At 44.0% G+C, this 21,873-nt stretch carries 21 protein-coding genes and 1 other RNA gene; 13 read left to right on the top strand and 9 right to left on the bottom strand.

The window, feature by feature from the left end; genetic code table 11:
• Positions 1-38: 38 nt before the first annotated feature.
• The 4 genes from KI659_RS13470 to KI659_RS13455 are packed head-to-tail and all read right to left on the bottom strand — an operon-like array spanning position 39 to position 2,013.
• Positions 39-200, bottom strand: coding sequence for an Arc family DNA-binding protein (locus KI659_RS13470; protein WP_213945873.1), 162 nt, complete (start codon positions 198-200; stop codon positions 39-41).
• Positions 190-672 carry a hypothetical protein gene (locus tag KI659_RS13465; RefSeq protein ID WP_213945872.1) on the bottom strand — a complete coding sequence of 161 codons (483 nt, stop codon included), beginning with the start codon at positions 670-672 and terminating at the stop codon, positions 190-192. Before KI659_RS13465 ends, KI659_RS13470 begins: the two co-directional genes overlap by 11 nt.
• Positions 653-1,162, bottom strand: a complete 510-nt coding sequence (locus KI659_RS13460; protein ID WP_213945871.1) for a hypothetical protein — start codon at positions 1,160-1,162, stop codon at positions 653-655. Before KI659_RS13460 ends, KI659_RS13465 begins: the two co-directional genes overlap by 20 nt.
• A gap of 2 nt (positions 1,163-1,164) precedes the next feature.
• Positions 1,165-2,013: an SPFH domain-containing protein gene (locus tag KI659_RS13455; protein WP_213945870.1), complete on the bottom strand. Its 849-nt coding sequence runs from the start codon at positions 2,011-2,013 to the stop codon at positions 1,165-1,167.
• Between the two features lie 215 nt (positions 2,014-2,228).
• Here KI659_RS13455 and KI659_RS13450 point away from each other — a divergent pair, with 215 nt between their 5' ends.
• Positions 2,229-2,798, top strand: a complete 570-nt coding sequence (locus KI659_RS13450; RefSeq protein ID WP_213945869.1) for a hypothetical protein — start codon at positions 2,229-2,231, stop codon at positions 2,796-2,798.
• A 6-nt stretch (positions 2,799-2,804) separates the two neighbouring features.
• Entirely contained in the window at positions 2,805-3,422 is a 618-nt protein-coding gene (locus KI659_RS13445) for a DUF4221 family protein (RefSeq protein ID WP_317195975.1), read from the top strand.
• Here KI659_RS13445 and KI659_RS13440 read toward each other — a convergent pair.
• Positions 3,419-3,718: a DUF3784 domain-containing protein gene (locus KI659_RS13440; protein WP_213945867.1), complete on the bottom strand. Its 300-nt coding sequence runs from the start codon at positions 3,716-3,718 to the stop codon at positions 3,419-3,421. The genes KI659_RS13445 and KI659_RS13440 overlap by 4 nt on opposite strands.
• Positions 3,719-3,884: 166 nt before the next feature.
• Between KI659_RS13440 and KI659_RS13435 the strand changes: the two genes are divergently transcribed.
• Complete coding sequence (locus KI659_RS13435) at positions 3,885-4,316, top strand: nucleotidyltransferase family protein (RefSeq protein ID WP_213945866.1); 432 nt, start codon at positions 3,885-3,887, stop codon at positions 4,314-4,316.
• Positions 4,317-4,412: 96 nt separating this feature from the next.
• Here the strand turns inward: KI659_RS13435 and fabG are convergent, their stop codons facing one another.
• The gene (gene fabG / locus KI659_RS13430) at positions 4,413-5,159 is read right to left on the bottom strand and encodes a 3-oxoacyl-[acyl-carrier-protein] reductase (protein ID WP_213945865.1); all 747 of its coding nucleotides are present in this window, start codon (positions 5,157-5,159) and stop codon (positions 4,413-4,415) included.
• A 225-nt stretch (positions 5,160-5,384) separates the two neighbouring features.
• Positions 5,385-8,603: a S41 family peptidase gene (locus tag KI659_RS13425; protein ID WP_213945864.1), complete on the bottom strand. Its 3,219-nt coding sequence runs from the start codon at positions 8,601-8,603 to the stop codon at positions 5,385-5,387.
• A 269-nt stretch (positions 8,604-8,872) separates the two neighbouring features.
• Here KI659_RS13425 and lpdA point away from each other — a divergent pair, with 269 nt between their 5' ends.
• From lpdA to KI659_RS13405, 4 genes are all read left to right on the top strand, one after another.
• Positions 8,873-10,270 carry a dihydrolipoyl dehydrogenase gene (lpdA, locus tag KI659_RS13420; RefSeq protein WP_213945863.1) on the top strand — a complete coding sequence of 466 codons (1,398 nt, stop codon included), beginning with the start codon at positions 8,873-8,875 and terminating at the stop codon, positions 10,268-10,270.
• Positions 10,271-10,405: 135 nt separating this feature from the next.
• Positions 10,406-11,290: a glycerophosphodiester phosphodiesterase family protein gene (locus tag KI659_RS13415; protein WP_213945862.1), complete on the top strand. Its 885-nt coding sequence runs from the start codon at positions 10,406-10,408 to the stop codon at positions 11,288-11,290.
• Positions 11,291-11,352: 62 nt separating this feature from the next.
• On the top strand, positions 11,353-12,387 hold the full coding sequence (locus KI659_RS13410) for a threonine aldolase family protein (RefSeq protein WP_213945861.1): 1,035 nt from the start codon (positions 11,353-11,355) through the stop codon (positions 12,385-12,387).
• 46 nt (positions 12,388-12,433) lie between these two features.
• On the top strand, positions 12,434-13,696 hold the full coding sequence (locus KI659_RS13405; RefSeq protein ID WP_213945860.1) for a replication-associated recombination protein A: 1,263 nt from the start codon (positions 12,434-12,436) through the stop codon (positions 13,694-13,696).
• Positions 13,697-13,865: 169 nt separating this feature from the next.
• Here KI659_RS13405 and KI659_RS13400 read toward each other — a convergent pair whose 3' ends face one another.
• Positions 13,866-15,101: a hypothetical protein gene (locus KI659_RS13400; RefSeq protein WP_213945859.1), complete on the bottom strand. Its 1,236-nt coding sequence runs from the start codon at positions 15,099-15,101 to the stop codon at positions 13,866-13,868.
• A gap of 159 nt (positions 15,102-15,260) precedes the next feature.
• Here KI659_RS13400 and KI659_RS13395 point away from each other — a divergent pair, with 159 nt between their 5' ends.
• The 4 genes from KI659_RS13395 to KI659_RS13380 all read left to right on the top strand — a co-directional run bounded on the left by KI659_RS13395 (position 15,261) and on the right by KI659_RS13380 (position 19,198).
• Positions 15,261-16,751 carry a DUF5687 family protein gene (locus tag KI659_RS13395; protein ID WP_213945858.1) on the top strand — a complete coding sequence of 497 codons (1,491 nt, stop codon included), beginning with the start codon at positions 15,261-15,263 and terminating at the stop codon, positions 16,749-16,751.
• Positions 16,748-17,440 (top strand): ABC transporter ATP-binding protein, encoded by a 693-nt coding sequence (locus tag KI659_RS13390; protein ID WP_213945857.1) that lies wholly within the window; start codon positions 16,748-16,750, stop codon positions 17,438-17,440. The genes KI659_RS13395 and KI659_RS13390 overlap by 4 nt, the downstream gene beginning before the upstream one ends.
• Positions 17,441-17,755: 315 nt before the next feature.
• The gene (locus KI659_RS13385) at positions 17,756-17,962 is read left to right on the top strand and encodes a hypothetical protein (RefSeq protein WP_143962024.1); all 207 of its coding nucleotides are present in this window, start codon (positions 17,756-17,758) and stop codon (positions 17,960-17,962) included.
• Between the two features lie 294 nt (positions 17,963-18,256).
• On the top strand, positions 18,257-19,198 hold the full coding sequence (locus KI659_RS13380; RefSeq protein WP_246535411.1) for a fasciclin domain-containing protein: 942 nt from the start codon (positions 18,257-18,259) through the stop codon (positions 19,196-19,198).
• 138 nt (positions 19,199-19,336) lie between these two features.
• On the opposite strand, the gene ssrA is transcribed toward KI659_RS13380, so the two are convergent.
• Positions 19,337-19,743: a transfer-messenger RNA gene (gene ssrA, locus KI659_RS13375) on the bottom strand.
• A 124-nt stretch (positions 19,744-19,867) separates the two neighbouring features.
• Between ssrA and KI659_RS13370 the strand changes: the two genes are divergently transcribed.
• On the top strand, positions 19,868-20,656 hold the full coding sequence (locus tag KI659_RS13370) for a DUF481 domain-containing protein (protein WP_246535410.1): 789 nt from the start codon (positions 19,868-19,870) through the stop codon (positions 20,654-20,656).
• 90 nt (positions 20,657-20,746) lie between these two features.
• Positions 20,747-21,871 (top strand): DNA polymerase III subunit gamma/tau, encoded by a 1,125-nt coding sequence (locus KI659_RS13365; protein ID WP_213945856.1) that lies wholly within the window; start codon positions 20,747-20,749, stop codon positions 21,869-21,871.
• Positions 21,872-21,873: the final 2 nt, after the last annotated feature.

The raw sequence follows: 21,873 nt of genomic DNA, 5'->3' as shown, positions 1-21,873 counted from the left end.
TACAAAAAACATAGGGAAGGTTGCTAAGGAAAAGACGGTCAATCTTTTTTCTTTGGCAACCTCCCAGCTTTTTTTAGGGCTTCGTGGATTAAATATTCGATTTGCCCATTGGTACTGCGGAATTCATCTGCAGCCCATTTCTCCACGGCTTTCATCATGTCTTCGTTCAATCTAAGGGCAAATGGTTTTTTACTTGGCATGCTTGTGTGCTTTAAATTGCTCGATAATCAGGGCAGCTTCCTCCGGCTTGCTGGTGCCGATGATGAATTTCTGCTTTGCAGTTACCACTTTTATGCCATGCTTGCCGGCCACATTGTAAAGCCAGGCATCTGCATTGAACCTGATGCCCCAGCCTCCGAATTGCAGCAGGGAATTGTAAGTGATTAACTCCATCGTTTCGATTTCGTCAAAGGAGTATTTTCTCCAGGAGTTGATAATGGGTGTATACTTGTAAAACAACTGTCCATTGACCACTCTGGTCTGAAGCCTCATTGTTAGAAATAGCAGCAGCACCGAAATGACCACCAGGAGTGGGTAGGCCTGAGTGAAGGTCTTATTCTGGTCCCAATTAATAGCCACTTCATATCCTACATACAAGGTCAGGACTCCCAATAGCATCCAGATCCAAGGCTGTCGGAATCTCTGGGTTTCTTCAAATTGGGTTGCTTTCATTTGCAGACAATTTTTCTTCTTCGAATTCGACTATCATTTTTTGAAATGCTTCAACTTCATTGATGCTGAAGACTAGCTTTTGTTCGGGGAGGTGCACCACCAAAATATGGTCGGTCAGGAACCTAAAGGTCTTGTCCTTTGTCCAAAGGGCTCTCCATTTATCTTTTTGCTCATCAAGCAGTCCCCCGTCCCTTTTGATTTGCAGGGAGACGATGTCTTCCCTTTTGAATTTGCGGGTTCGGTTGATGAAAGGCGGAAACCTATAGCTCAAATGGTATTGGTCCAGCCGCAATTCCAGCCTAAGGTTAAAAACCAACCAAGTGGCAAATATAACGGCCGCAAATACCAGTAACAAGGCGTAATGACCATCTTCTCCAAGCTGCCCAGTGAAATAAAGCACCGTCATCAAGGCTAATACTGGAAATTCCAATATGGGTACCACGTAAACCAGAAAGGTGCCCCTGAAGCTGACTTTATCCTTTGCGACCATTATTAAGGATTAAGCGTGCCGACGTTCAATACTGGATTGGCACTTTTATCAGAGCAAAGCACCACCATGAGGTTGCTGACCATCGCAGCGCGTTTTTCCTCCTCAAAGTTGATGATGCCTTTTAGCTTTAGGTCTTCCAGTGCCATTTCTACCATACCTACTGCTCCGTCTACGATTTTTCTTCTGGCTGCTACGATGGCTGTCGCCTGTTGCCTTTGCAGCATAGCCGATGCGATTTCTGAAGCATATGCCAAATGTGAAATTCTCGCTTCGATTACCTTTATGCCTGCATGTTTAAGCCTATCGGAAATTTCTGCTTCCAGAGAATGGTTGACTTCCTCCACTCCTGATCTCAGGGTGACTTCAGCCTCAGGGGCTTCAAAATCATCATAAGGGTAAAGTCCGGCCATTTTACGCACAGCGGCATCCGACTGGAGGTGTACAAAGTTCTCATAATCTTGCACGTCAAAAGATGCTTTAAAAGTGTCCTCAACTTGCCAAACCACAATGGTACCCACCATGACCGGGTTTCCGATTTTGTCATTGACCTTGAGTGGTTTGTTTTCAAAGTTTCTGACCCTAAGAGATATTTTATTTCTGGTCATGAAAGGGATGACCCAAAAGAATCCAAAAGCTTTGACGGTTCCTTTATATGCCCCAAATAGTAATAGCACCATAGATTTGTTGGGTTCCACGATGAAGAAACCCGGGATGACAAACAAAAAAGCCACGCTACTTATTAAGCCAAAAATATGGAGCTGGTTGACAAAGAGTAAAATTGCTAGTCCGAGAAGGGCCAAAGCTGCCACCACCATGATGTAGCCGGAAATGGGTTTGATGATTCTTTCCATATTATTATGATGTTAAAATGATATCATTACAATGTACGAGTAATTTTTGTGAAAGTTTACTTTTCGGGGAAAAAGCAGTTTATAAATATCCATTTACCAAGGAGTAATAAGACACTCCAAGGAGGAGAAGGAGTTATGATGTGAAGAGGGTAAGTACTTTTTAAACTAAATCGGTGGGTTTTCAATAGTTATTGCTATTTTAGTTAAAAAAAGACATGACGCGATTTTTACTAGGATTTCTAATGTTTGGTTTTGCCTGTTCCCCAAAGCCAGAGGAAACGGAAATTAACCAGGGAAAGCTAGAGGAGTTAATTGTGGGGGATTTTGTGCTGGAGAAGGATTTGGAGACAAAATACATTTATGACATTCAGGTTATTGAAGAGGATGATGTTAAAATGGTTTTTTATAAAAACCCCATTTCTGCTAAAAAGGCTACGATCTATAATTTCCATGAAGTTTATACAGGCAAGTTAAAGTATCAAGTGGCTATTCCATGGGAAGGTCCGGATGCTTTAAAAGGAGGGGCGACAGCCATGTTCCCAACGGGGAAAAATAGCGTCATTGCATTAAGCAAAAATGGAAATGTTGGAGCCTATGATTCTCTTGGAAAAAAAGTTTTAGAAATGGAGTTGGATTTCCACCTTTCCTCGCATTCTTCCGATTATGTAAGTTTTAGTAGTGTACATGGTTTGATGGGGTATCAGAATGGCTGGCTCCAGGTAGGTCAGGACCCCTCCAATGTGTTGAAGAATTTTGACCCGAAGGCTAGATTGATGAGTTCTTAGTTCCCTTTGGAATTTACCAATTGGTTGACTTGGATCAATATGGAAACTGGTGAGGTAAAGCACAGTGATTTTTTGGCTCCCAAGGGTTATGAGGATTTCAAGCATGATCTAACAGCAACCGTCCTTCATGGAGCCCATGACCCACACAGGGATTTTTATTACTTGTCATTTCCCTACTCAGACTCACTTTACCAATTGCAAAACCATAAACTGATTCAAACTTTAAAGCCAGAATCCAATATCGATTTTAATTATTTGCCATCCGAAGTAATACCTATGGGGCAAAACAATACTATTTGGGCACTTCCTAAGGAAGCTTCAAAGCATATTTTCCTACTTTATGATCCACACCATGACCTATTGGTACGTGTTTCAAAAATCAACGAATCGGGAACAGGTGAAACCAAATTCCAGCGAACCAAGCATTATGTTCTCTCAATTTACTCCGGAGATTGGGAGCCAAAGGGTGAATACTTCTTTGACTATAAGGGGAGGCTGGATTTGGAAAACTGGTTCCTGACCAGCCAAGGCCTTTTTCTCAGTAAGCCCGAGCAGCCCAATGAGGATGAATATGAGTTTTATCGGGTGGATTTGTCGAGGTTTGGAGGCCAGTCGGGCAATTAGCGCTCTTTGGTGAATATTTGACTAAATACAACCATAACCACCACTCCAATCAAGGTGACCAATATGGCAATGTTTTTTAATGAAGGCATGTCTGTCCATTCGGCTACAAAATGAGCTAATATTGCCAATGCTCCCATTATACTAAAAACAGTTGACATGAATTTGTGCAACCCATTGGTGAGGGCATTGTCTTTTTCTCTAGATGAAAGCTGGTTGTAGCCGGCAATCAAACCTGGGAAAAACCTTACCAATATTCCAATTGCTTTAAAAAACAAACCAATGTAGATGCTTTGCATTATCTGAGAATTAAGGTTGGAGAAAAGTTCAAAATTCAATATAACTAATTAATTGGTGTTTTCCAAATGGAAGAGTCAAGTAAGAGTTGTTCATGAGAATTAAAAAAAGCCTGGTCAATCCTAAAGGAAATAAACCCATCACTGCCAACAAACGTTATTTATTCATATGAGAATTGTGAAGGAAATCCATGGTCGAAAAAAAGAGTTTTTGGACTTATGCAGACAGCATCAAGTTAAAAGCTTATATGCTTTCGGATCATCGGTCACTGACTATTTTGACGAAAAAAGGAGTGATATTGACCTCTTGGTAGAAATTGATGAGGCTGATCCAATAGAGCGTGGGGGATTATTAATGGATTTTTGGGATCAAATGGAAGTGTTTTTTGGACGTAAAGTCGATTTGCTTACCGACTCTTCGATTAGGAATCCAATTCTGAGACAGTCAATTGATAAAAAGATGGTTTTATTGTTCAACGAAGATATGGAGTGGCTAGAGGCCGCTTCACGGAATCCTGCTTTTGATTTTCTAAAGGATCCTGCAGAAGATGTGTACTCTCTGAAAAATGGTAGTCTATTACGTGAGCAGGATGAAAAGTAAAAAAGCCTTTGAGGAGTGATCCCCAAAGGCTTTTTAAATTAGGAACATTTAAAAATATTGGATGATGAATGATGAATGTCGAATAATGAAGTGTAATTACGTCAACATCGCGCCATCTACCTGGATCACCTGGCCGGAGATGTAGGAGCTGAGATCGGAACCCAAGAATACGCAGGTGTTGGCCACCTCTTCAGGCTGTCCGCCTCTTTTCATTGGGATGGCATCTCTCCAGCCCTGAACAGTCTTTTCGTCCAATACGCCGGTCATCTCGGTTTCGATGAAGCCCGGGGCTACGGCATTACTGCGAATGTTTCTGGAGCCAAGTTCCAAGGCCACCGATTTGGTGAAGCCGATGATGCCCGCTTTGGAAGCGGCATAGTTGGCCTGGCCCGCGTTGCCTTTGATGCCGACTACGGAGGTAATGTTGATGATTGAGCCGGCTTTGGCTTTCATCATGGTGCGGGTGGCGGCTTTTACGGTGTTGAAGCAGGACTTTAGGTTGATGTTGATCACCTCGTCCCAGTGCTCCTCGGTCATCCTCATCAGGAGGTTGTCGCGGGTCACGCCGGCATTATTGATCAGGATATCCAATGCGCCAAATTCACTTACGACGTTGTTGACAAGCTCTTCGGCTGCCTTAAAATCGGAAGCGTCCGAACGGAAGCCTTTGGCCTTGACGCCAAATTCAGCGAGTTCTTTTTCCAATGCTTCTCCTTTTTCCACACTTGAAAGGTAAGTAAAGGCCACGTTAGCCCCTTCCTGAGCATATCTGATGGCAATGGCACGTCCGATTCCTTTGGATGCGCCGGTGATCAGCGCTGTTTTTCCTGATAATAATCCCATATTTCTTTTAGGTTGGTTTCAAATGAAGGTCAAAAATAAGGAAATATCACTAAAAAGGGACACAGAGTTAAAAGGAGTTTCAAAAGGGAGTCTCACAGAGCTACTTCACGGACAAGTTTCACGCGGCGGGCGCAGCGCTTTTCGCAACAGGTGCAGCGTTAATATCGGAAATAGAAAAAGGCTACCCGGATAATCCGAATAGCCTTATGACTGCATGAAGCAATATCATCTTTTTTCAGCAACCTTAACCTCTTTCAACAGTTCCTCCACAGCCCTTTCCAATTGTTGGTCTCGGCCCTTGTCCACCATTCCAGGCTCGTTTTTGACTTGGATGTCGGGGTCGAGCTGTTTGTTTTCCAGCAGGTCACCTTCCATATCTTGAACGCCGACCTGGGGAATGCCAAAAACTAGGTTGGGGTTGATTTGGGTTTCCCACCATACTGCTGTGGTGGTGCCGGGTACCGGCATGCCAATGGTTTTGCCGATGTTCAAAGCCTTGTAGGCGACCGGGAAGAAGTGGGCATCGGAATAATTGCCTTCGCCCATCAACACTACAGAGGGCTTTGCCCATTTGTTTTGTGGCTCGGAGCCTATTACTTGACCCCTAGGGAAGAGGGTCACGTATTTTTCCCCGCTCAGCAACGTTGCCAGGTCATCATGGAGCCAGCCGCCACCATTGAATCTGGTGTCCACGATCACTGCTTCTTTATCATAGTATCTGCCCATGAGCTCAGCAAAAACCTCCCTGAAACTTGGACTGTTCATGCCCCTCACATGGACATAGCCCAATCTGCCATCTGAAAGCCTTTCAGTTTCAGCACGACGGCTTTTCACCCATCTTTGGTACAAAAGTTCGCTTTCCTGACCCTGGGTAATGGGGCGGACTGCAACCTCACGAGAATTGCCATTGCCAGTTCTGACAGTCAGCAAAACCGGCTTGTCTGCTTTCCGGTTGAGCAAAGAGTAGTAGTTCATGCCTTCGGTGACCTCCACACCGTCGATTTTTTCGATGATGTCTCCTGCTGATATCCTGCCAGTTGCTTTTTCCAATGGAGACTTGTCGATCACTTCAAGTATTTTCAGGCCTTTTCCGCTGTGGTTTGGGTCGTAGAATGCCCCGAGAGATGCGGTTTGATCACCTTTGCTGTCCTTATGGCTATAGCGCATGCCGGTATGGGAGGCGTTTAGCTCGCCGAGCAGTTCGGAACTCATTTCTGCAAAATCATAATCATTGTTGATATGGGGCAGGAAACGCTCATAATTTTCTTTCATGCTTTCCCAGTCCACCCCATGGAGGTCAGTCACATAAAATTTTTCTCTCACCTGCCGCCACATGTGGTCAAAAATGTATTCCCGCTCGGCAGGAGTGTTGAGATCCATTTGGGCGGCAAAGGAAACGTCCTTGGAGGTTCCGTCCTCGAGTTTCACCTTTTTGATGCCCTTGCTGGTTTGTATAAAGGCATTTTCGCCTTTTTTGTCTAGGTACAGCTCGGAGGCATTGGCTTCCAGCTTGGTAAGTACTTTGGTCTTCTTTTCGATAAGATCGGTTTCCCAAAGGTCATGGCCATTTTCATAATAGGAAAGATAATAAAGTTTTTTGCCGTCTGGGGAAAGGACCGCATCTGATAAGCTGCTGCTATTTGGCGTGATGCGGACTACCCTGTCCTCAAGATTTTTTAACTGGATATTGATGGGATTTGCAGGCTTATCTTTTTCATCGTTTTCACCATTCTTCTTTTCTTCTTTCTCCCTTTCTTCCAACAAGGTAAACTCATCCTTGCTCAGCTTGAAGCGGTCAAAAGTCTCCTGATTGAGGTACATGGCGAAGATGTCTCCTTGTGAACCCCAGCTGCCATGGGAGCGGAAGCCCATTTTGTCGGTGTGCCAGGTGATGACGTTTCCCTCATATCCCCATTTGGGCATGTCGTCGATGTATCCGCTTTGGGTGAGATTGACCACAGGCTCTTTGCCGGAGGCATCTACCAGGCCAACTTCCGTCACCCATCTTTCTTTCTCAATAAAAGTCACCAAAAGCCACTTGCTGTCCGGTGACCATTCGAAATACTGGTCACCATCTGAATAGGAGTAATTTTTGTCCCCAGGCAAAACGGTGCGAACTTGCTTGCTGTCGAGATTGAGTATTTTGAGCGTGGTGCGGTCTTCAAGGAAAGCTACTTCCTTTCCGTCGGGTGAATAATTGGGTTGGAATGTTTCTCTGTCTGTCTCCAAGAGCGGGGTTTCCTCCAGTATGGTGGAAATATAGAAATATGGTTCCTCACCGCTTCGTCGGATTTTGCTTTCATAAAGGTTCCAGCTGCCATTCCTTTCAGCGGCATAAAGTAGTTTTTTGCCGTCAGGGCTGAAGGTAACCGACCTTTCCTGTTCAGGTGTGTTGGTGATCCTTTTGGTGGTATTGGATTCTGTATTGGTTACAAAAACCTCCCCGCGCACAATGAAAGCAACTTCTTTCCCATCAGGGGAAACGGCCATCTCAGTGGCGCCATTGGTAAGCGTTTCAGGGGAAATGGCCACCGATTTTTCGTCAAAAGGAATTTGTATGGAGACCTTATGCGGTTCATGGCCTTCCTTGAAGGTGTAGATTTCCCCATTATAGCCAAAGGTGAGGGTATTGTCGCCGGCAATGGACAAGAACCTTACCGGGTGGGTTTCAAAGTCGGTTATTTGCTGCCGCGATTCAGGGTTTTCCAGATCAAGTTTCCAAACGTTGGAACTGCCGCCTTCCTCGCTAAGGTAGTAGACGGTTTTTTCGTCGGCTGACCAGACCGGGCTGCGGTCTTCGCCTTCAAAGGTGGTCAGCTGTATATGTGAGTCTTTTTCAGCATCGTAAAGCCAGATGTCCCTGGTGATGGCTGAGGTGTGTTTTTTTCTCCAAGTGTCTTCATATCCTTTCAAGTCTTGATAAAGGTATTTGTTGCCGGCCTTGTTCGGTTGAACCTCGTCCATGGGAATGGACAGGAGCTGTTTGGGGAGTTTGCCGTCAAGGCTAACCAAGTAGAGTTCTTGGAACCGGCCATATGGGAAATGGGAGGATTCCTGTGCGGGAAGTCTCGAACTGGTAAAAATGACACCTTGAGAATTGAAGGCCGCCGGATAATCGTTAGTGGAGTGGTAGGTCAGCCTTTCGGGCCGGCCGAATTCCGCATCGGCTACAAAGACGTCAAAGTTGCCATGCCTATCGGAGGCGAAGGCGATCTTTTTGCCGTCTTCAGACCAGGTTGGCCGAAATTCGTAGCCAGGGTGCGTGGTCACGGGAATGGCTCTTCCGCCGGAGGAGGGAACCTTGTAAATATCGCCCTTATAGGTGAAGGCGATGTCTTTTCCATCCGGGCTGATGGCCGGATAGCGCATCCAAAGCGCGTCCTCCTGGGCAAATGCCTGTGTGGACATGAGCGCCAGGAGAAAAATTCCTAATCTGCTTTTCATATGTTGGGTTTTGATAATTCCGGTATTAAGATAGGGTATGGAGGGGAAAAGACAAATAATTTAGAGGATAAGAAGCATTGTTGTTTTTACCGCTAACCAAAGATTTCAACAAATCCTAAATAGCGAAATAATCAATCATGTTTTTTGGTTTTGTATAATTCCTATTCTGAATCTCTAATCAAATTGCAGAACTTCGGAAGTTAATTTTTTTCTGCCGTCAAAAAGCTTATTTTTGCATAGCTATTTAGAAATAACAAAACTTTACATATATGTCTTCAACAAAATTTGATGTAATCGTAGTAGGAAGTGGTCCTGGGGGCTATGTGGCTGCCATTCGTGCTTCCCAATTGGGTTTGAAAACTGCTGTGGTAGAAGCTGCCGAGTTGGGTGGGATCTGCTTAAATTGGGGTTGTATTCCCACCAAAGCCTTATTGAAAAGTGCCCAGGTGTTTGAATATATCAACCATGCTGCCGATTATGGTATCAAAGTAAGCGAGGCAAGTGCTGATTTTGAGGGAATGGTAAAAAGAAGCCGCGGTGTTGCCGACGGTATGAGCAAAGGGATCCAGTTCCTTTTGAAGAAAAACAAAATCGAGCAACTTTTGGGCTGGGGCAAAGTGAAGCCAGGCAAAAAAGTGGAGGTAGAAGCCAAGGACGGCAACAAGACCACTTACTCGGCAGATCATATCATCATCGCAACCGGTGCAAGATCCAGAGAGCTTCCTGCATTGAAGATCGACAATGAGAAGATCATCGGTTATAGAAAAGCGATGACTTTGGAAAAGCAGCCTAAGAAAATGGTTGTGGTTGGTTCCGGAGCAATCGGCGTGGAGTTCGCTTATTTTTACAATGCCTTGGGTACAGAAGTGACCATAGTGGAATTTATGGACAGAATTGTGCCGGTAGAGGATGAGGAAGTATCCAAAGCTTTGGAGAAAAACTTCAAAAAGGCTGGTATTAAGATCATGACCAGCTCTGAGGTTACGGCTGTTGATACTAAAGGCGAAGGCTGCAAGGTTACTGTAAAAGGTAAAAAAGGAGAAGAAACATTAGAATGTGATGTGGTTCTTTCGGCAGTAGGAATTGCCGCCAATATCGAAAACTGTGGTTTGGAAGATGTTGGGATTTTGGTGGATAAAGGAAGAGTTAAGGTTGATAAGTTTTATAAAACCAATATGCCTGGCTACTATGCCATCGGTGATGTGATTCCTGGACCGGCTTTGGCACACGTTGCTTCTGCTGAAGGAATCATCTGTGTGGAGAAAATCGCAGGCCACAACCCTGATCCATTGGATTACAACAATATCCCTGGCTGTACATACTGCTATCCTGAAATCTCATCAGTGGGATATACTGAAAAAGCAGCTAAGGACGCAGGTTATGAAGTTAAGGTTGGTAAGTTTCCATTCTCAGCATCCGGAAAGGCTTCAGCTGCTGGTGCCAAGGATGGTTTTGTGAAGTTGATCTTTGATGCCAAATATGGCGAATTGCTTGGTGCGCATATGATCGGAAACAATGTGACCGAGATGATCGCCGAGATTGTGGCTGTAAGAAAACTGGAAACTACCGGTCATGAATTGATCAAAACTGTTCACCCGCACCCGACTATGTCAGAAGCGGTGATGGAAGCAGCTGCGGCCGCTTACGATGAGGTGATCCACCTGTAATTTATTGACAAGAAATTTTTTCCTGTTTCATAATAAATAGTGCAAACCCTGTCAAATCATTTGGCAGGGTTTTGTTTTTACGCCTTTGGTAAAAATTCATTGATTTATTAATCCTGAAATCTCTAAATTTATTTCATGAAAAAAGTCACCCTTTATATATTGATGCTTGCCGCCTTTGCCTGCCAAAGCCAGCAAGGGGAAAGTACTACGGGAGAAAATTACATCAACCTTTCATCAGCGCGGGAGGCAAAGGAGTTTTTTACATGGGACCCATCCCGATCACCTATGGTAAGCGCCCACCGAGGTGGCCCATACCCGGGTTTTCCCGAAAATGCCATTGAAACCTTTGACCATACCTTACGGAACACCCCGGCCATCATAGAGTTTGATGTTGAGCTGACTAAGGACTCTGTCATGATTTTAATGCATGACAATACCCTAGATAGAACTACAACGGGGAAGGGGAAAGTTGCAGATTATACTTTTGATGAGATCAGAAGGTTAAAACTGGTCGACAATGAAGGGAGTGAAACGGAATACCAAGTGCCAACCTTGAGAGGGGCGCTGGAATGGAGTAAGGGGAAGGCAATTCTCACCGTAGATGTGAAAAGAAATGTGCCCTTTGAAATGGTCGTCTCTGAGATTGAGGCCACTTCAACTGTCGGCAATGCGGCGGTAATTACTTACAATTTTAAAGATGCAAAGAAGGTACATGAACTGAATCCTGACCTTATGCTTTCCGTCACTATTAGAAATGAAGAAGAGATAAAAAGATTTGAGGATACGGGTGTTCCCTGGGAAAATGTGATTGCTTTTACGGGGCTATCAGAAAGAACCCGGGAGTTTAATCAAAGATTACACGATAGGGGAGTTTTTACTATTCTGGGCGTACTTGGTAACCTTGACAAGATGGCCGAGGCCGGAGGGGATGAGCTTTACGTGAAGTTTGTGCAAAACGGGGCGGATATATTGGCCACCGACAGACCGATCGAGGCTGCGGAGGCGTTGAGGAATGAATGATATAACATAATTTTTATGGACCATGGACTATCTGCTATGGACTGAAATGATGAATGATAAATATGAATATAGAACTGCGAAGCGATACTTTTACCAAACCCACCAAAGGCATGATGGAGGCGATGTTCAATGCCGAAGTCGGGGATGATGTATTTAATGAGGATCCCACGGTCAGCAAACTCGAGCAGAAGTTGGCCGAAATGTTCGGCATGGAGGCTGGGCTTTATTGCCCATCCGGTACAATGACAAACCAGATTGCTATCCGCTTGCACACGGGACCACAGACCGAGATCATCTGCCATAAATATTCCCACATCTACCTGTACGAAGGTGGAGGTATCATGTCTAACAGCCAGGCTTCGGTGAAGCTGCTGGATGGACCTTTGGGGAAAATTTCACCTGAAGATGTTGAAGAGGCCATAAATCCCGATGATGTCCATGCTCCGGAGACCACATTGGTGGCTTTGGAAAACACCATGAATAAGGGTGGGGGAAGCATTTACAATTTGAAAGAAATATTGCCGATCAAGGAGCTTTGCGAAAAGCATGGATTGAAACTTCACCTTGACGGAGCCAGGCTGTTCAATGCACTGGCGGTGACTGGAGAGAGTCCTAAAGACTGGGGCGAGGCTTTTGATTCCATTTCCATCTGCCTGAGCAAAGGGTTGGGATGTCCGGTTGGCTCTGTGCTTTTGGGTAATGCAAAATTTATTCACAAAGCTCGAAAAGTAAGAAAAGCTTTGGGGGGAGGTATGAGGCAGGCAGGCTTTTTGGCGGCTGCTGGAATCTACGCCCTCGACCATCATGTGGAAAGATTGAAGGAGGACCATCAGCGTGCAGAAAGGATCGGTCAGATTCTGGAGCAGCAGGAATGGGTAAGCGAGGTGTTTCCGGTGAAGACCAACATTGTAATTGCAAGGCTGAATGATGTAGCGCCAGCTGAAATGCTGGAAAGGCTGAAAGAGCAGGGGATCAAAGCCGTCAAGTTTGGCAAAGATCAGGTACGGTTTGTGACCCATCTGGATTTTACGGATGAACATCTGGAGGCTTTTGAGGAGAAAGTTTTGAGCCTTCGTCTACAAAAGGACGCGGAGTAGCACAGAGTTTGGAAAAAGAGTTTCACGGAGTAAATTTGAATCACTCATGAACAACACCCCATTAGCAGAGCGGATGCGGCCGACCCGGTTGGAGGATCTGATCGGGCAGGAGCATCTTTCCTCGCCAACTTCTTTTCTTTATAGAGCCGTCAAGTCCGGTAATGTGCCTTCCATTATCCTTTGGGGACCTCCGGGGGTGGGGAAGACGACCATTGCCAATATCATCGCTAACGAAGTGAAGGCGCCTTTCTACACCCTCAGCGCCATCAGTTCCGGGGTGAAGGACATCCGTGAGGTGATCGAAAAGGCCAGGTTTCAGCAAGGGGTCGTCTTGTTCATCGACGAGATACACCGTTTCAATAAAAGCCAGCAAGATGCACTCCTGGCGGCGGTGGAAAAAGGAACCATCCGCCTAATCGGCGCCACTACAGAAAACCCATCTTTTGAAGTCAATGCCGCCTTGCTCTCCAGATGCCAGGTCTTCACCCTAAACAGTTTAGGCAGGCCAGAGCTCGAGCGGATGATCATACAGGCTTTGGAAAAGGACACAGACTTGAAAAAAGTGGAGGTGAAGCTGGAGGAAATTGATGCCTTACTGCGTATTTCTGGAGGGGACGGCAGAAAACTGCTGAACCTGCTGGAGATTGTCATCAACGGCATTGATGAGCGCCCTTGTGTGATAATCGACAAAAAGGTGATGGAAATCGCCCAACAGAAGGTGGCTCTTTATGACAAGTCCGGTGAACAGCACTACGACATAATATCTGCCTTCATCAAATCCATCCGTGGCTCCGACCCCAATGCGGCCGTTTATTGGCTGGCAAGGATGATAGAAGGAGGGGAGGATGTGAAGTTCATCGCCAGGAGGCTGGTGATTCTGGCCTCCGAGGATATCGGTAACGCCAATCCGAATGCGCTGCTTTTGGCAACGAATTGCTTTGAGGCAGTCAAGATGATCGGTTACCCCGAGGCTAGGATAGTCCTTTCACAGTGCGTGACATATTTGGCCAGCTCCGCCAAAAGCAACGCCAGTTATATGGCCATCAACAAGGCCCAGGCCATCGTGAGGCAGGAGGGTGATCTGCCGGTACCCCTGCATTTAAGGAACGCACCGACCAAGCTGATGAAAGATCTCAATTATGGAAAGGAGTACAAATATTCCCATGACTACGAAAACAACTTCGTGGCCCAAGAATTTCTTCCCGACAAGCTCAAGGGCGCCAAGCTTTATGATCCCGGCAACAATGCCCGCGAAAACGAGCTGCGGAGAAACCTGCAGAAGCTCTGGGGGAAGAAATACGGGTATTGATCGTTTAAAAGGGACACGGAGTTGCACAGAGTTAATCCCGATAGCTATCGGGAGAGTTTCACAGAGTTTTTTTATAAAATAGCTGCCGCAAATGAGCTTCCCGATGCTCGGAACAAGTTCTGCGAAACTCTATTTTGAACTCTTAAAAACTCTGTGTCCCATTGCTTTTCTACATCAACCTGAACTCCTCTACCTTCTCGATTTTTTGCTTGAGGTCGGCGATGTTGATGCTGTCCTTGATGCCGTTGTCACGGGAGGTTTTCTTGGCTTTTAGGTTGAAATTGATTTTTTCGTAAACAAACAAAGGGTCTTCCATTTGGCCGTTCACCTTGTTGCCCTGAATAATTCCATTTCGGTGAGCTAGCGCAATGGCCTCCAAAACCTTCACGTGGTAATTGTCCGCTATTTCAAAGAAATTATCGTAGTAGAGGATAAATTTCTTGGACATGTCTACCAAGGAAAAGATGTGGGCATTGTAATGTTTTAGGTTTTGCTCCTGCTGAAGAAGAGTTGCATATTGAATTTCTCCTCGATTATTGCGGTATTTGTTTTCAAGCGATACAATATGCTTTTCTACGTTTTCCTTTGAAAACCCACCGAGTACTCTATTGAAATAGGCATCCAACGTCTCGCTGTTTTTTCTGTCAGGAATGTCAAAGCCTAGTTTCGGGGCTTCCTTCTTAAGTTTGCCTAGCAATTCCAATTGCAGGTTTTCCAGCATCACGATCCGGTCATTCGTGGAGGATTGGTTGGCAATGTTTGCCTTGTCGAGGGCGGTGTAGTAGGTTAAGTATTTATTAAGCTCGTTTTCGAATTTCTTAAGTCTATCGTAATCCGGTTTCTTTTCCCCTAGCATGGAACTGTAGGCGACGTTCAGCAAGGAGTTGGAAGCAAAGACAGCCTGAGAAACAAATGGCACGCCTGCGGTGATGGGGCTGGCGATGATGTTGTTGGTGATTTCAAGGAAGCGGTCCATTTTGGTTTTGCTTTCGAAGAAGGCGGTTTTCTTGGCCGTCTCTATGATCACATCCTGAAAGGAAAACCCCAAAGGTCCCCCTTGAATACTTCCCAGTGTTTTGATGAACCCCTGATAATCCTCGTCGGTTACCCTCGACTTCAGGTTGATAATATCATCACTTAATTTTTTGTAAACAGTGGTGGAATGGAGAATTGATGCTTTTAAGGATAGCCATTTGGTCTCATCGGAGACTTTTTTGTCCCTCACCAAGTCGTTGATCGCGAGATTGGTGATTTCTAGGGTTCCTGAAAGGTTTTCATTATAGTTACGAAGGGATTCAATTTCCCTCTCCAAGCGAAGAATTTTTAAGGAATCCAAATCCTGTTGCCCTTGGGCTGCGAAAATTACCGTCCCCAAAGTAAGGGTCAGTAAAGCTTTTCTTATCATATGATTAGCTGGCTAATAGCATGTAATTTCAAACAAATATAGAGGTAAGCTAGGCATTCCGATTCTTCGATTCTCTCTTAAATTTTGTTAAGAGATTTTTATAGATGGGAGAATTGAATCCTAAGAAAATCTTATATTACAATCCTAAATTTTGTAACCATGGTATTTCAGTTTTTACGTCTGGAAATGTTGAAGCTTTCCAGGTCAAGCAGCTTTGGAAGAAGCTTAGCCGTAGCGCTTTTCTTGGGGTTAGTGGCTTTGCTGCTGTTAAGTTACATTTTCTTACTGGGCATCAGTTTGCCCTATTTGATTGAGAATTTCTTTGAAGGAGAAGAAGCGGTTAATGTTCTTAATCGCTATTTGATTTACTTCTTCCTATTTGAAATTATTTACAGGTATTTTATCCAAAGCCTGCCTGTGTTGGATCTTGAAAATTGGCTGCACCACCCGGTTAAAAAGGGGTTTATTATCAATTTTCTTCTTGTCAAGTCATTTATATCCCCGCTTAATATTGTAGCAATTCTACTCTTTCTACCCATTACGGTAATGAATATCACCCCTTCCTATGGTGCCGGACAGGCGTTTCAATGGTTTGGTTTTTTGGTCATGTTGAGTTGGTCACTGCATTATTTGGTACTTTGGTTTAAGCAGTCTTTTGATGATAGCATCTGGAGTATAGTAATGCTTGCCGTAGTGATGGTGCTGAGTAGTGGGGCGAATTATATGGGCTGGTTTGATATTGGGCAGGTTATTGCGCCCGTATACGAATTTGCGTTGGTGAATTTCTTGCCATTTGCAATTGGGGTGCTGATTTTCATTGCGGCTTATTTGGTTGCCTATAAGTTTTACAGGAAAAATACCTATGTGGAGGACCTGACTTCTGAGGAGCAGGTGAAATTCGGGAACCAGTCTATCGGGTTTTTCAATAGGTTTGGGATGGCTGGCGAATACGCCAATCTGGAATGGAAGCTAATAATCCGACACAAAAAAAGCCGTACCTACCTGAATCTTGCGGGGTTCTTTTTGCTGTACGGTCTTATTTTTTACACCAATGATGCTGGTTATGTGCCTGGCGAAACGTTTCCCTACTTGTGGGTTTTTGTAGGATCCTTTATTACGGGGATATTTATGCTGCAGTACGGGCAACTGTTCCTGAGTTGGAACTCGGCCAATTTTGACTTTTTCCTTTCCCGCAAGAATGGAGTTAAGGAGTTGGTTCAGGGTAAATACTTGCTATTTGCCAGTATCTGTTCTTTGTGCCTGCTTTTGTCAGTTCCATACGTGTATTTTGGATGGGATATTTTGCTAATACATTTAGTGATGTTTGTGTTCAATATCGGGGTGATCATGCATTTGGTTATCTGGCTTTCCCTGTACAAGCCCAAACCCATGGATTTGAATAAAGGGGCAATGTTCAACTATGAAGGAGTTGGGATGGCGCAATTTCTAATGATTATTCCTATGATGGTGGCACCCTACATCTTTTTTCTGCCAATTGCGGCTTTATGGGGTCCGTATGTAGGACTGGCGGTGCTTGGCGTGATTGGAATTGCGGGTATGCTGGCTTTCAATAAGATGGCTGCAATATCGGTACAAAGGATTATTTCAAATAAATATGAGATTTCATCATCTTTTAGACAAGAATTATGATACGTATAGAGAATTTAATAAAGCAATATAAAACCGCGGTGGTGCTGAATATTTCCAGTCTGGAGATCCAGCAGGGAGAATGTTTCGGCTTGGTTGGGAATAACGGGGCGGGTAAAACCACGTTTTTCAGGATGATTCTTGATCTCGTGCGTCCTACTGGGGGTGCTGTGCTCTATGAAGGAACCAATGTATGCGAAAACGAGGACTGGAAACGTGAAGTCGGTGCCTTTCTGGACGAGCACATGCTGCTGGGTTACTTGACCCCGGATGAATATTTCGAGACCCTCAGGAAGGTATATGGGCTTTCAGATGCTGATCTTGCCAACCATCTTGGGAAGTTTACTGATTTTTTCAATGATGAGATCTTAGACAAGAAGAAATACATTAGAGACCTTTCAAAGGGTAATATTAAGAAAGTGGGAATTGCGGCTGCCTTGATCGGCCAGCCTAAGGCGGTTTTATTGGATGAGCCCTTCGAAAATCTGGATCCTACCTCTCAGAATAGGCTGAAAAGGTTGGTGCTTGAGGAAAGCCAAAATGGAGTGACGTTTCTAATTTCCAGTCACGACCTCAACCATGTGACCGAGATCTGTGACAGGATAGTGCTCCTCGAAAAAGGTGAGGTGAAAAAAGACTTGAAGGACAAATTGGAAATGGGGCAGGAACTGGACACTTATTTCAACCACTGAAAAATTTTAAAATTATTTCAGATTTTTTACAAAAGGGCCGAAAGGCCTTTTTTTGTGCCTATAGGCGGTTTTTTGAGGTGTGGAAAAGGATTATTTCAATAAAAAATATATTAAATGCCAGTGATATCTTGTAAAATGTGGCTCATGTTTTGATATGTAGTAAATATATTCTGAAGAAGTTTTGGTTTATTCAAAAACAATCTCTACTTTTGAAATATCAATTCTGTATTTCAGATATAGATAAAAGTATTTTGTAAATAACTTTTCTCTTTGATTAATAAGATATATAATTGTTTAACATTAATTGCAGACACTATGAAATACGTGATTAAACTTGAGATTAACGGGGTTGATTTTGAAATCAATACTGAGGCTTCCAACGAAAGAGAGGCAAAAGACATTATGTGGGAAACCATTAGAAAGAGTACAGCGATTCGCGCAATTGATGTGGAACCTGTGGCTAATGGTAAAACTATGAGTAGCAGATTTGTTGATGGACTTAAAAGTGCATTGCTATTGTAAGAACTTTACTTTTTGACCATACTTTTTAATAGGCGGTATTATTGGATTTTTCGTCACGAGAGAAACTTGCCCGGTATCTATATAGGTACCGGGCATTTTTTTTTGACCTCCTCTAAAATCAGCAAAAAAAATCTCATTTTTTTCACTACAAAAAATGCCCTGGAATGTGTTTTTAGGGGTGTTTTAAAATTTATTTTTAAAAACGTTTAACTTTTTTCGTATTCTTTTAAACAAAATATCCGCGTTTGTGATTTTACCTATACTATCAGAAACAATTTCTAAACATAAGAAATCATGAAAGCACAGACCTTTAAAAATTTGATGTTGGCACCTTTGCTGACCTTCGGATTCGTGGCATGTAACGATACCACACCGACAGACCCGATGCCCGATGTAGAGCGGGATATTGTAGACATTGTATTGGAAAGTAATGACTTCAATACTTTGGAGGCGGCCTTAGTACAGGCTGATTTAGTAGCGACACTGCAGGGACCAGGTCCATTCACTGTTTTTGCACCTAACGACGCAGCTTTTTCAGCATATTTAAGCGATAACAATTTGGAGGCTAATGATCTTTTGAACAGCCCTGCGTTGGGCGATGTGCTTACTTACCATGTGTTGTCAGGAGCGGTGACTTCAGGCCAGCTATCTGCCGGTGCACAGGGAACTGTTAATGGAGCCGATCTTTATTTGAGCGAAGATCCAGAGGGTAACTGGTGGATCAACGGCAATACCAGAATTATCGATGCAGATATTACGGCTTCCAACGGTGTGATTCATGTGTTGGATTATGTGATTGTACCGCCAAGCCAGACCATTGCAGAAATTGCAGTAGATGCAACTGAGGGGGACAGCCCTGAGTTTACACAATTGGTGGGAGCATTGCAGCGTGCAGATTTGGTTGGTGCTGTTAATGATAGTGAAGCTAACTACACTGTATTTGCTCCTACCGATGCAGCTTTCCAGGCACTATATGATGCACTAGGTGTTAACGGGTATGAAGATATTCCTCTAGAAACACTTACGGCAGTATTGACAGCCCACGTAGTTCCATCCAGAGCATTCTCGCAAGACCTTCGTCAAGGTGCTGAATTGCCAACTCTGAATTCTGATGCGACCTTGACTGTCGACTTGAGCGCATTGACTGTAGGTGGAGCAAACCTGAACGCTGATATGCTAAATATCTTGGCAACCAACGGTGTGATACACGTGATCAACGATGTAATTGTCCCATAATAATATATAAGTGGTAAAAGATTAAAGTAGGTTAAGGGAAAGTAAAAAGGCTGCCGGAGCGTTTCGGTAGTCTTTTTTTTGTTCTAGTCCATAAAAAAAACCTTGTAAATTGCTTTACAAGGTTTTTTATATTCATTTCCGTGGAGCTGGCGAGAGTCGAACTCGCGTCCAGATAGGGAAACACCGTACCGTCTACATGCTTAGTTGCCTATTGAATTTTCGACACCGGACCGCTGGGCAACACACCTATCCTAGTGCTTAGCTATTGAATTTCGCGACTATTTAATAGCATCATAGCCGCTAGTCTTGTCTTATCGACACCTCATATACTGCTCCGACAAGGCGAAAAGCAGCGAGATGATGGCCGGGGAGCTCTCTTGAGCTCAACCCTAGAGCCCAAAATCAATCTTTTAAGGGATTAATTAGGCAGCCATGGCGTAATTAGATTCGCCAAGTATAGTTTGTATGAATTATTCAAGGGCGTACATACTCCACCCTGCATGCGAGCCCAATCTTCACACCTACTGTCAAAACCGGTCAGCCCCAAATCATATAATAGACAAAGATAGGGGAATAAATGTTCCCATAAAAGGTCAAAAGGACTGTGGACTTGCCTTTTTTCTCAAGTCAATGTTTGTTAATTTCGCTTTAAACTAAACCAAGCCTGTTTTGAAGAAAGCCATTTTACTGTTTTTATTTCTTTGTCCCCTTTTTGCAAATGCCCAAATATTGAATATCGAACGACTGCGGATGGAGAAAGACACCGCCCGCTCATTTATGGTAAAGACCACCTTTGGGTTGAATGTCTTTAATCGGAGTGCCGCCGCTGATGAACCAGTCAACCTTTTTGGTTATAATTTGGACGTTAATGCAATCTATTACCCCTCGAAGCATGCGACCATACTGGTTTCAAAATTCGATTACTTAAGAATTAATGATTCTGACTTTTTGAATTTTGGGTTTCTGCACGGGCGGGTCAACTGGTATCGTGACCGCAAGTTGAATTACGAAACCTATGCTCAATATTCATTTGATAATTTCCGAAGGCTAGATCCGCGCTGGGTGTTTGGAGGAGGTATCCGAAACAGGCTGGTGGATTCCAATAAGCTAACCTTAACGCTCGGGATTGGAGCTCTGTATGAATACGAACGTTGGCAGCACCCGGAGACGGAGCAGTTTGTGGAGGTTGATTTTGTAAAAAGCTCCAATTACGTTTCCTTGCGCTATACCATTAATCAATATGTTGACATCAACACGGTGAATTACTATCAGGTGGGCTATGACCAGACGATTAGCCGATTGAGGAACCGCGTGAGTAGCTCCACCATCTTGAATACAAAATTTACCGACAAGTTATCCTTCACCAATTCATTTGATATCTCCTACGAAGACCGGCCAATCATTCCCATTACGAATGTGATCTTCTCCTTCAGGACAGGATTGTCTTTGGATTTTTAAACACTCAGATAATCAGTGAAATAAAAGTCAAAGGGAAGGAATTTGAAATTCTTTGCTCCCTGTGTTAGAATAATTTTATATCTTGCGGTGATGGAAAATTTCGTAGTTTCTGCCAGAAAATATAGGCCTTCCAATTTCAAAAGTGTAGTCGGACAACAGCACATCACGACCACTCTCAAAAACGCCATTAAAAACAACCATTTAGCGCAAGCTTTTTTGTTTTGTGGCCCTAGAGGGGTGGGTAAGACTACTTGTGCCCGTATTTTGGCTAAAACCATCAACTGCGAAAACATTACTTCCGACTTTGAAGCCTGCAATGAATGTGATTCCTGCAAGGCCTTCAATTCCAGCGCCTCGTTCAATGTTCATGAGCTTGATGCGGCCTCCAACAACTCGGTGGAGGATATCCGTAACCTTGTCGAGCAGGTGAGGTACGCACCCCAAAAAGGGAATTATAAAATCTACATCATTGATGAGGTTCACATGCTTTCCACTGCGGCATTCAATGCGTTTTTGAAAACCCTGGAAGAGCCGCCAAAGTATGCCATTTTTATTCTGGCTACTACGGAAAAGCATAAGATCATCCCTACCATTCTGTCCCGTTGCCAAATCTTTGACTTCAACAGGATTCAGATACAAGATATTGGCGAACACCTTAAATACATCGCATCCGAAGAATCCATCGATTATGAAGATGAGGCCTTGAGGCTGATTGCCACAAAGGCGGATGGAGCATTAAGGGATGCCCTTTCCATTTTTGACCTGATCGTAACGTATTCAGCAGGCAACAAGCTGACTTATCAGGAGACCATCGACAATCTCCACATCCTTGATTACGATTATTATTTCAAGGTGACGGATGCTTTGCTGAATGAGAGCATTTCAGAAACCCTCCTTATTTTCAATGAGATCTTGAAAAAAGGATTCGATGGACACAATTTCATTGTGGGGCTGAGTGAGCATTTCAGGAATTTGATGGTGTGTAAAGACCCCGCTACGGTATCCTTACTCCAAGTATCTGAAAGTGCCCAAGAGCGCTATGTGCAGCAAAGTGAGGCTTCAAACCTTTCTTTCATTCTTTCTGCCTTGAATGTGTTGAACCAATGTGATATCAACTACAAATCAAGTAAAAACCAACGCTTGCACGTAGAGCTGGCTTTGATGAAGCTGGCCAAATTGCCACAGGCGNCCTTTCTTTCATTCTTTCTGCCTTGAAT

Origin of the sequence: Litoribacter ruber (assembly GCF_018449405.1) — a bacterium.
In the GTDB taxonomy this organism is placed as follows: Bacteria; Bacteroidota; Bacteroidia; order Cytophagales; family Cyclobacteriaceae; genus Litoribacter; species Litoribacter ruber.
This window is presented reverse-complemented; position numbering and strand designations above follow the sequence as displayed.

Coding starts and splice junctions, on each gene's coding strand:
- KI659_RS13405 (WP_213945860.1), top strand. CDS start 12,434: ATGAACAACACCCCATTAGCAGAGCGGATGCGGCCGACCCGGTTGGAG.
- KI659_RS13390 (WP_213945857.1), top strand. CDS start 16,748: ATGATACGTATAGAGAATTTAATAAAGCAATATAAAACCGCGGTGGTG.
- KI659_RS13410 (WP_213945861.1), top strand. CDS start 11,353: ATGAATATAGAACTGCGAAGCGATACTTTTACCAAACCCACCAAAGGC.
- KI659_RS13455 (WP_213945870.1), bottom strand. CDS start 2,013: ATGGAAAGAATCATCAAACCCATTTCCGGCTACATCATGGTGGTGGCA.
- KI659_RS13450 (WP_213945869.1), top strand. CDS start 2,229: ATGACGCGATTTTTACTAGGATTTCTAATGTTTGGTTTTGCCTGTTCC.
- KI659_RS13380 (WP_246535411.1), top strand. CDS start 18,257: ATGAAAGCACAGACCTTTAAAAATTTGATGTTGGCACCTTTGCTGACC.
- KI659_RS13470 (WP_213945873.1), bottom strand. CDS start 200: ATGCCAAGTAAAAAACCATTTGCCCTTAGATTGAACGAAGACATGATG.
- KI659_RS13425 (WP_213945864.1), bottom strand. CDS start 8,603: ATGAAAAGCAGATTAGGAATTTTTCTCCTGGCGCTCATGTCCACACAG.
- KI659_RS13435 (WP_213945866.1), top strand. CDS start 3,885: ATGAGAATTGTGAAGGAAATCCATGGTCGAAAAAAAGAGTTTTTGGAC.
- KI659_RS13440 (WP_213945867.1), bottom strand. CDS start 3,718: ATGCAAAGCATCTACATTGGTTTGTTTTTTAAAGCAATTGGAATATTG.
- KI659_RS13395 (WP_213945858.1), top strand. CDS start 15,261: ATGGTATTTCAGTTTTTACGTCTGGAAATGTTGAAGCTTTCCAGGTCA.
- lpdA (WP_213945863.1), top strand. CDS start 8,873: ATGTCTTCAACAAAATTTGATGTAATCGTAGTAGGAAGTGGTCCTGGG.
- fabG (WP_213945865.1), bottom strand. CDS start 5,159: ATGGGATTATTATCAGGAAAAACAGCGCTGATCACCGGCGCATCCAAA.
- KI659_RS13385 (WP_143962024.1), top strand. CDS start 17,756: ATGAAATACGTGATTAAACTTGAGATTAACGGGGTTGATTTTGAAATC.
- KI659_RS13400 (WP_213945859.1), bottom strand. CDS start 15,101: ATGATAAGAAAAGCTTTACTGACCCTTACTTTGGGGACGGTAATTTTC.
- KI659_RS13465 (WP_213945872.1), bottom strand. CDS start 672: ATGAAAGCAACCCAATTTGAAGAAACCCAGAGATTCCGACAGCCTTGG.
- KI659_RS13415 (WP_213945862.1), top strand. CDS start 10,406: ATGAAAAAAGTCACCCTTTATATATTGATGCTTGCCGCCTTTGCCTGC.
- KI659_RS13460 (WP_213945871.1), bottom strand. CDS start 1,162: ATGGTCGCAAAGGATAAAGTCAGCTTCAGGGGCACCTTTCTGGTTTAC.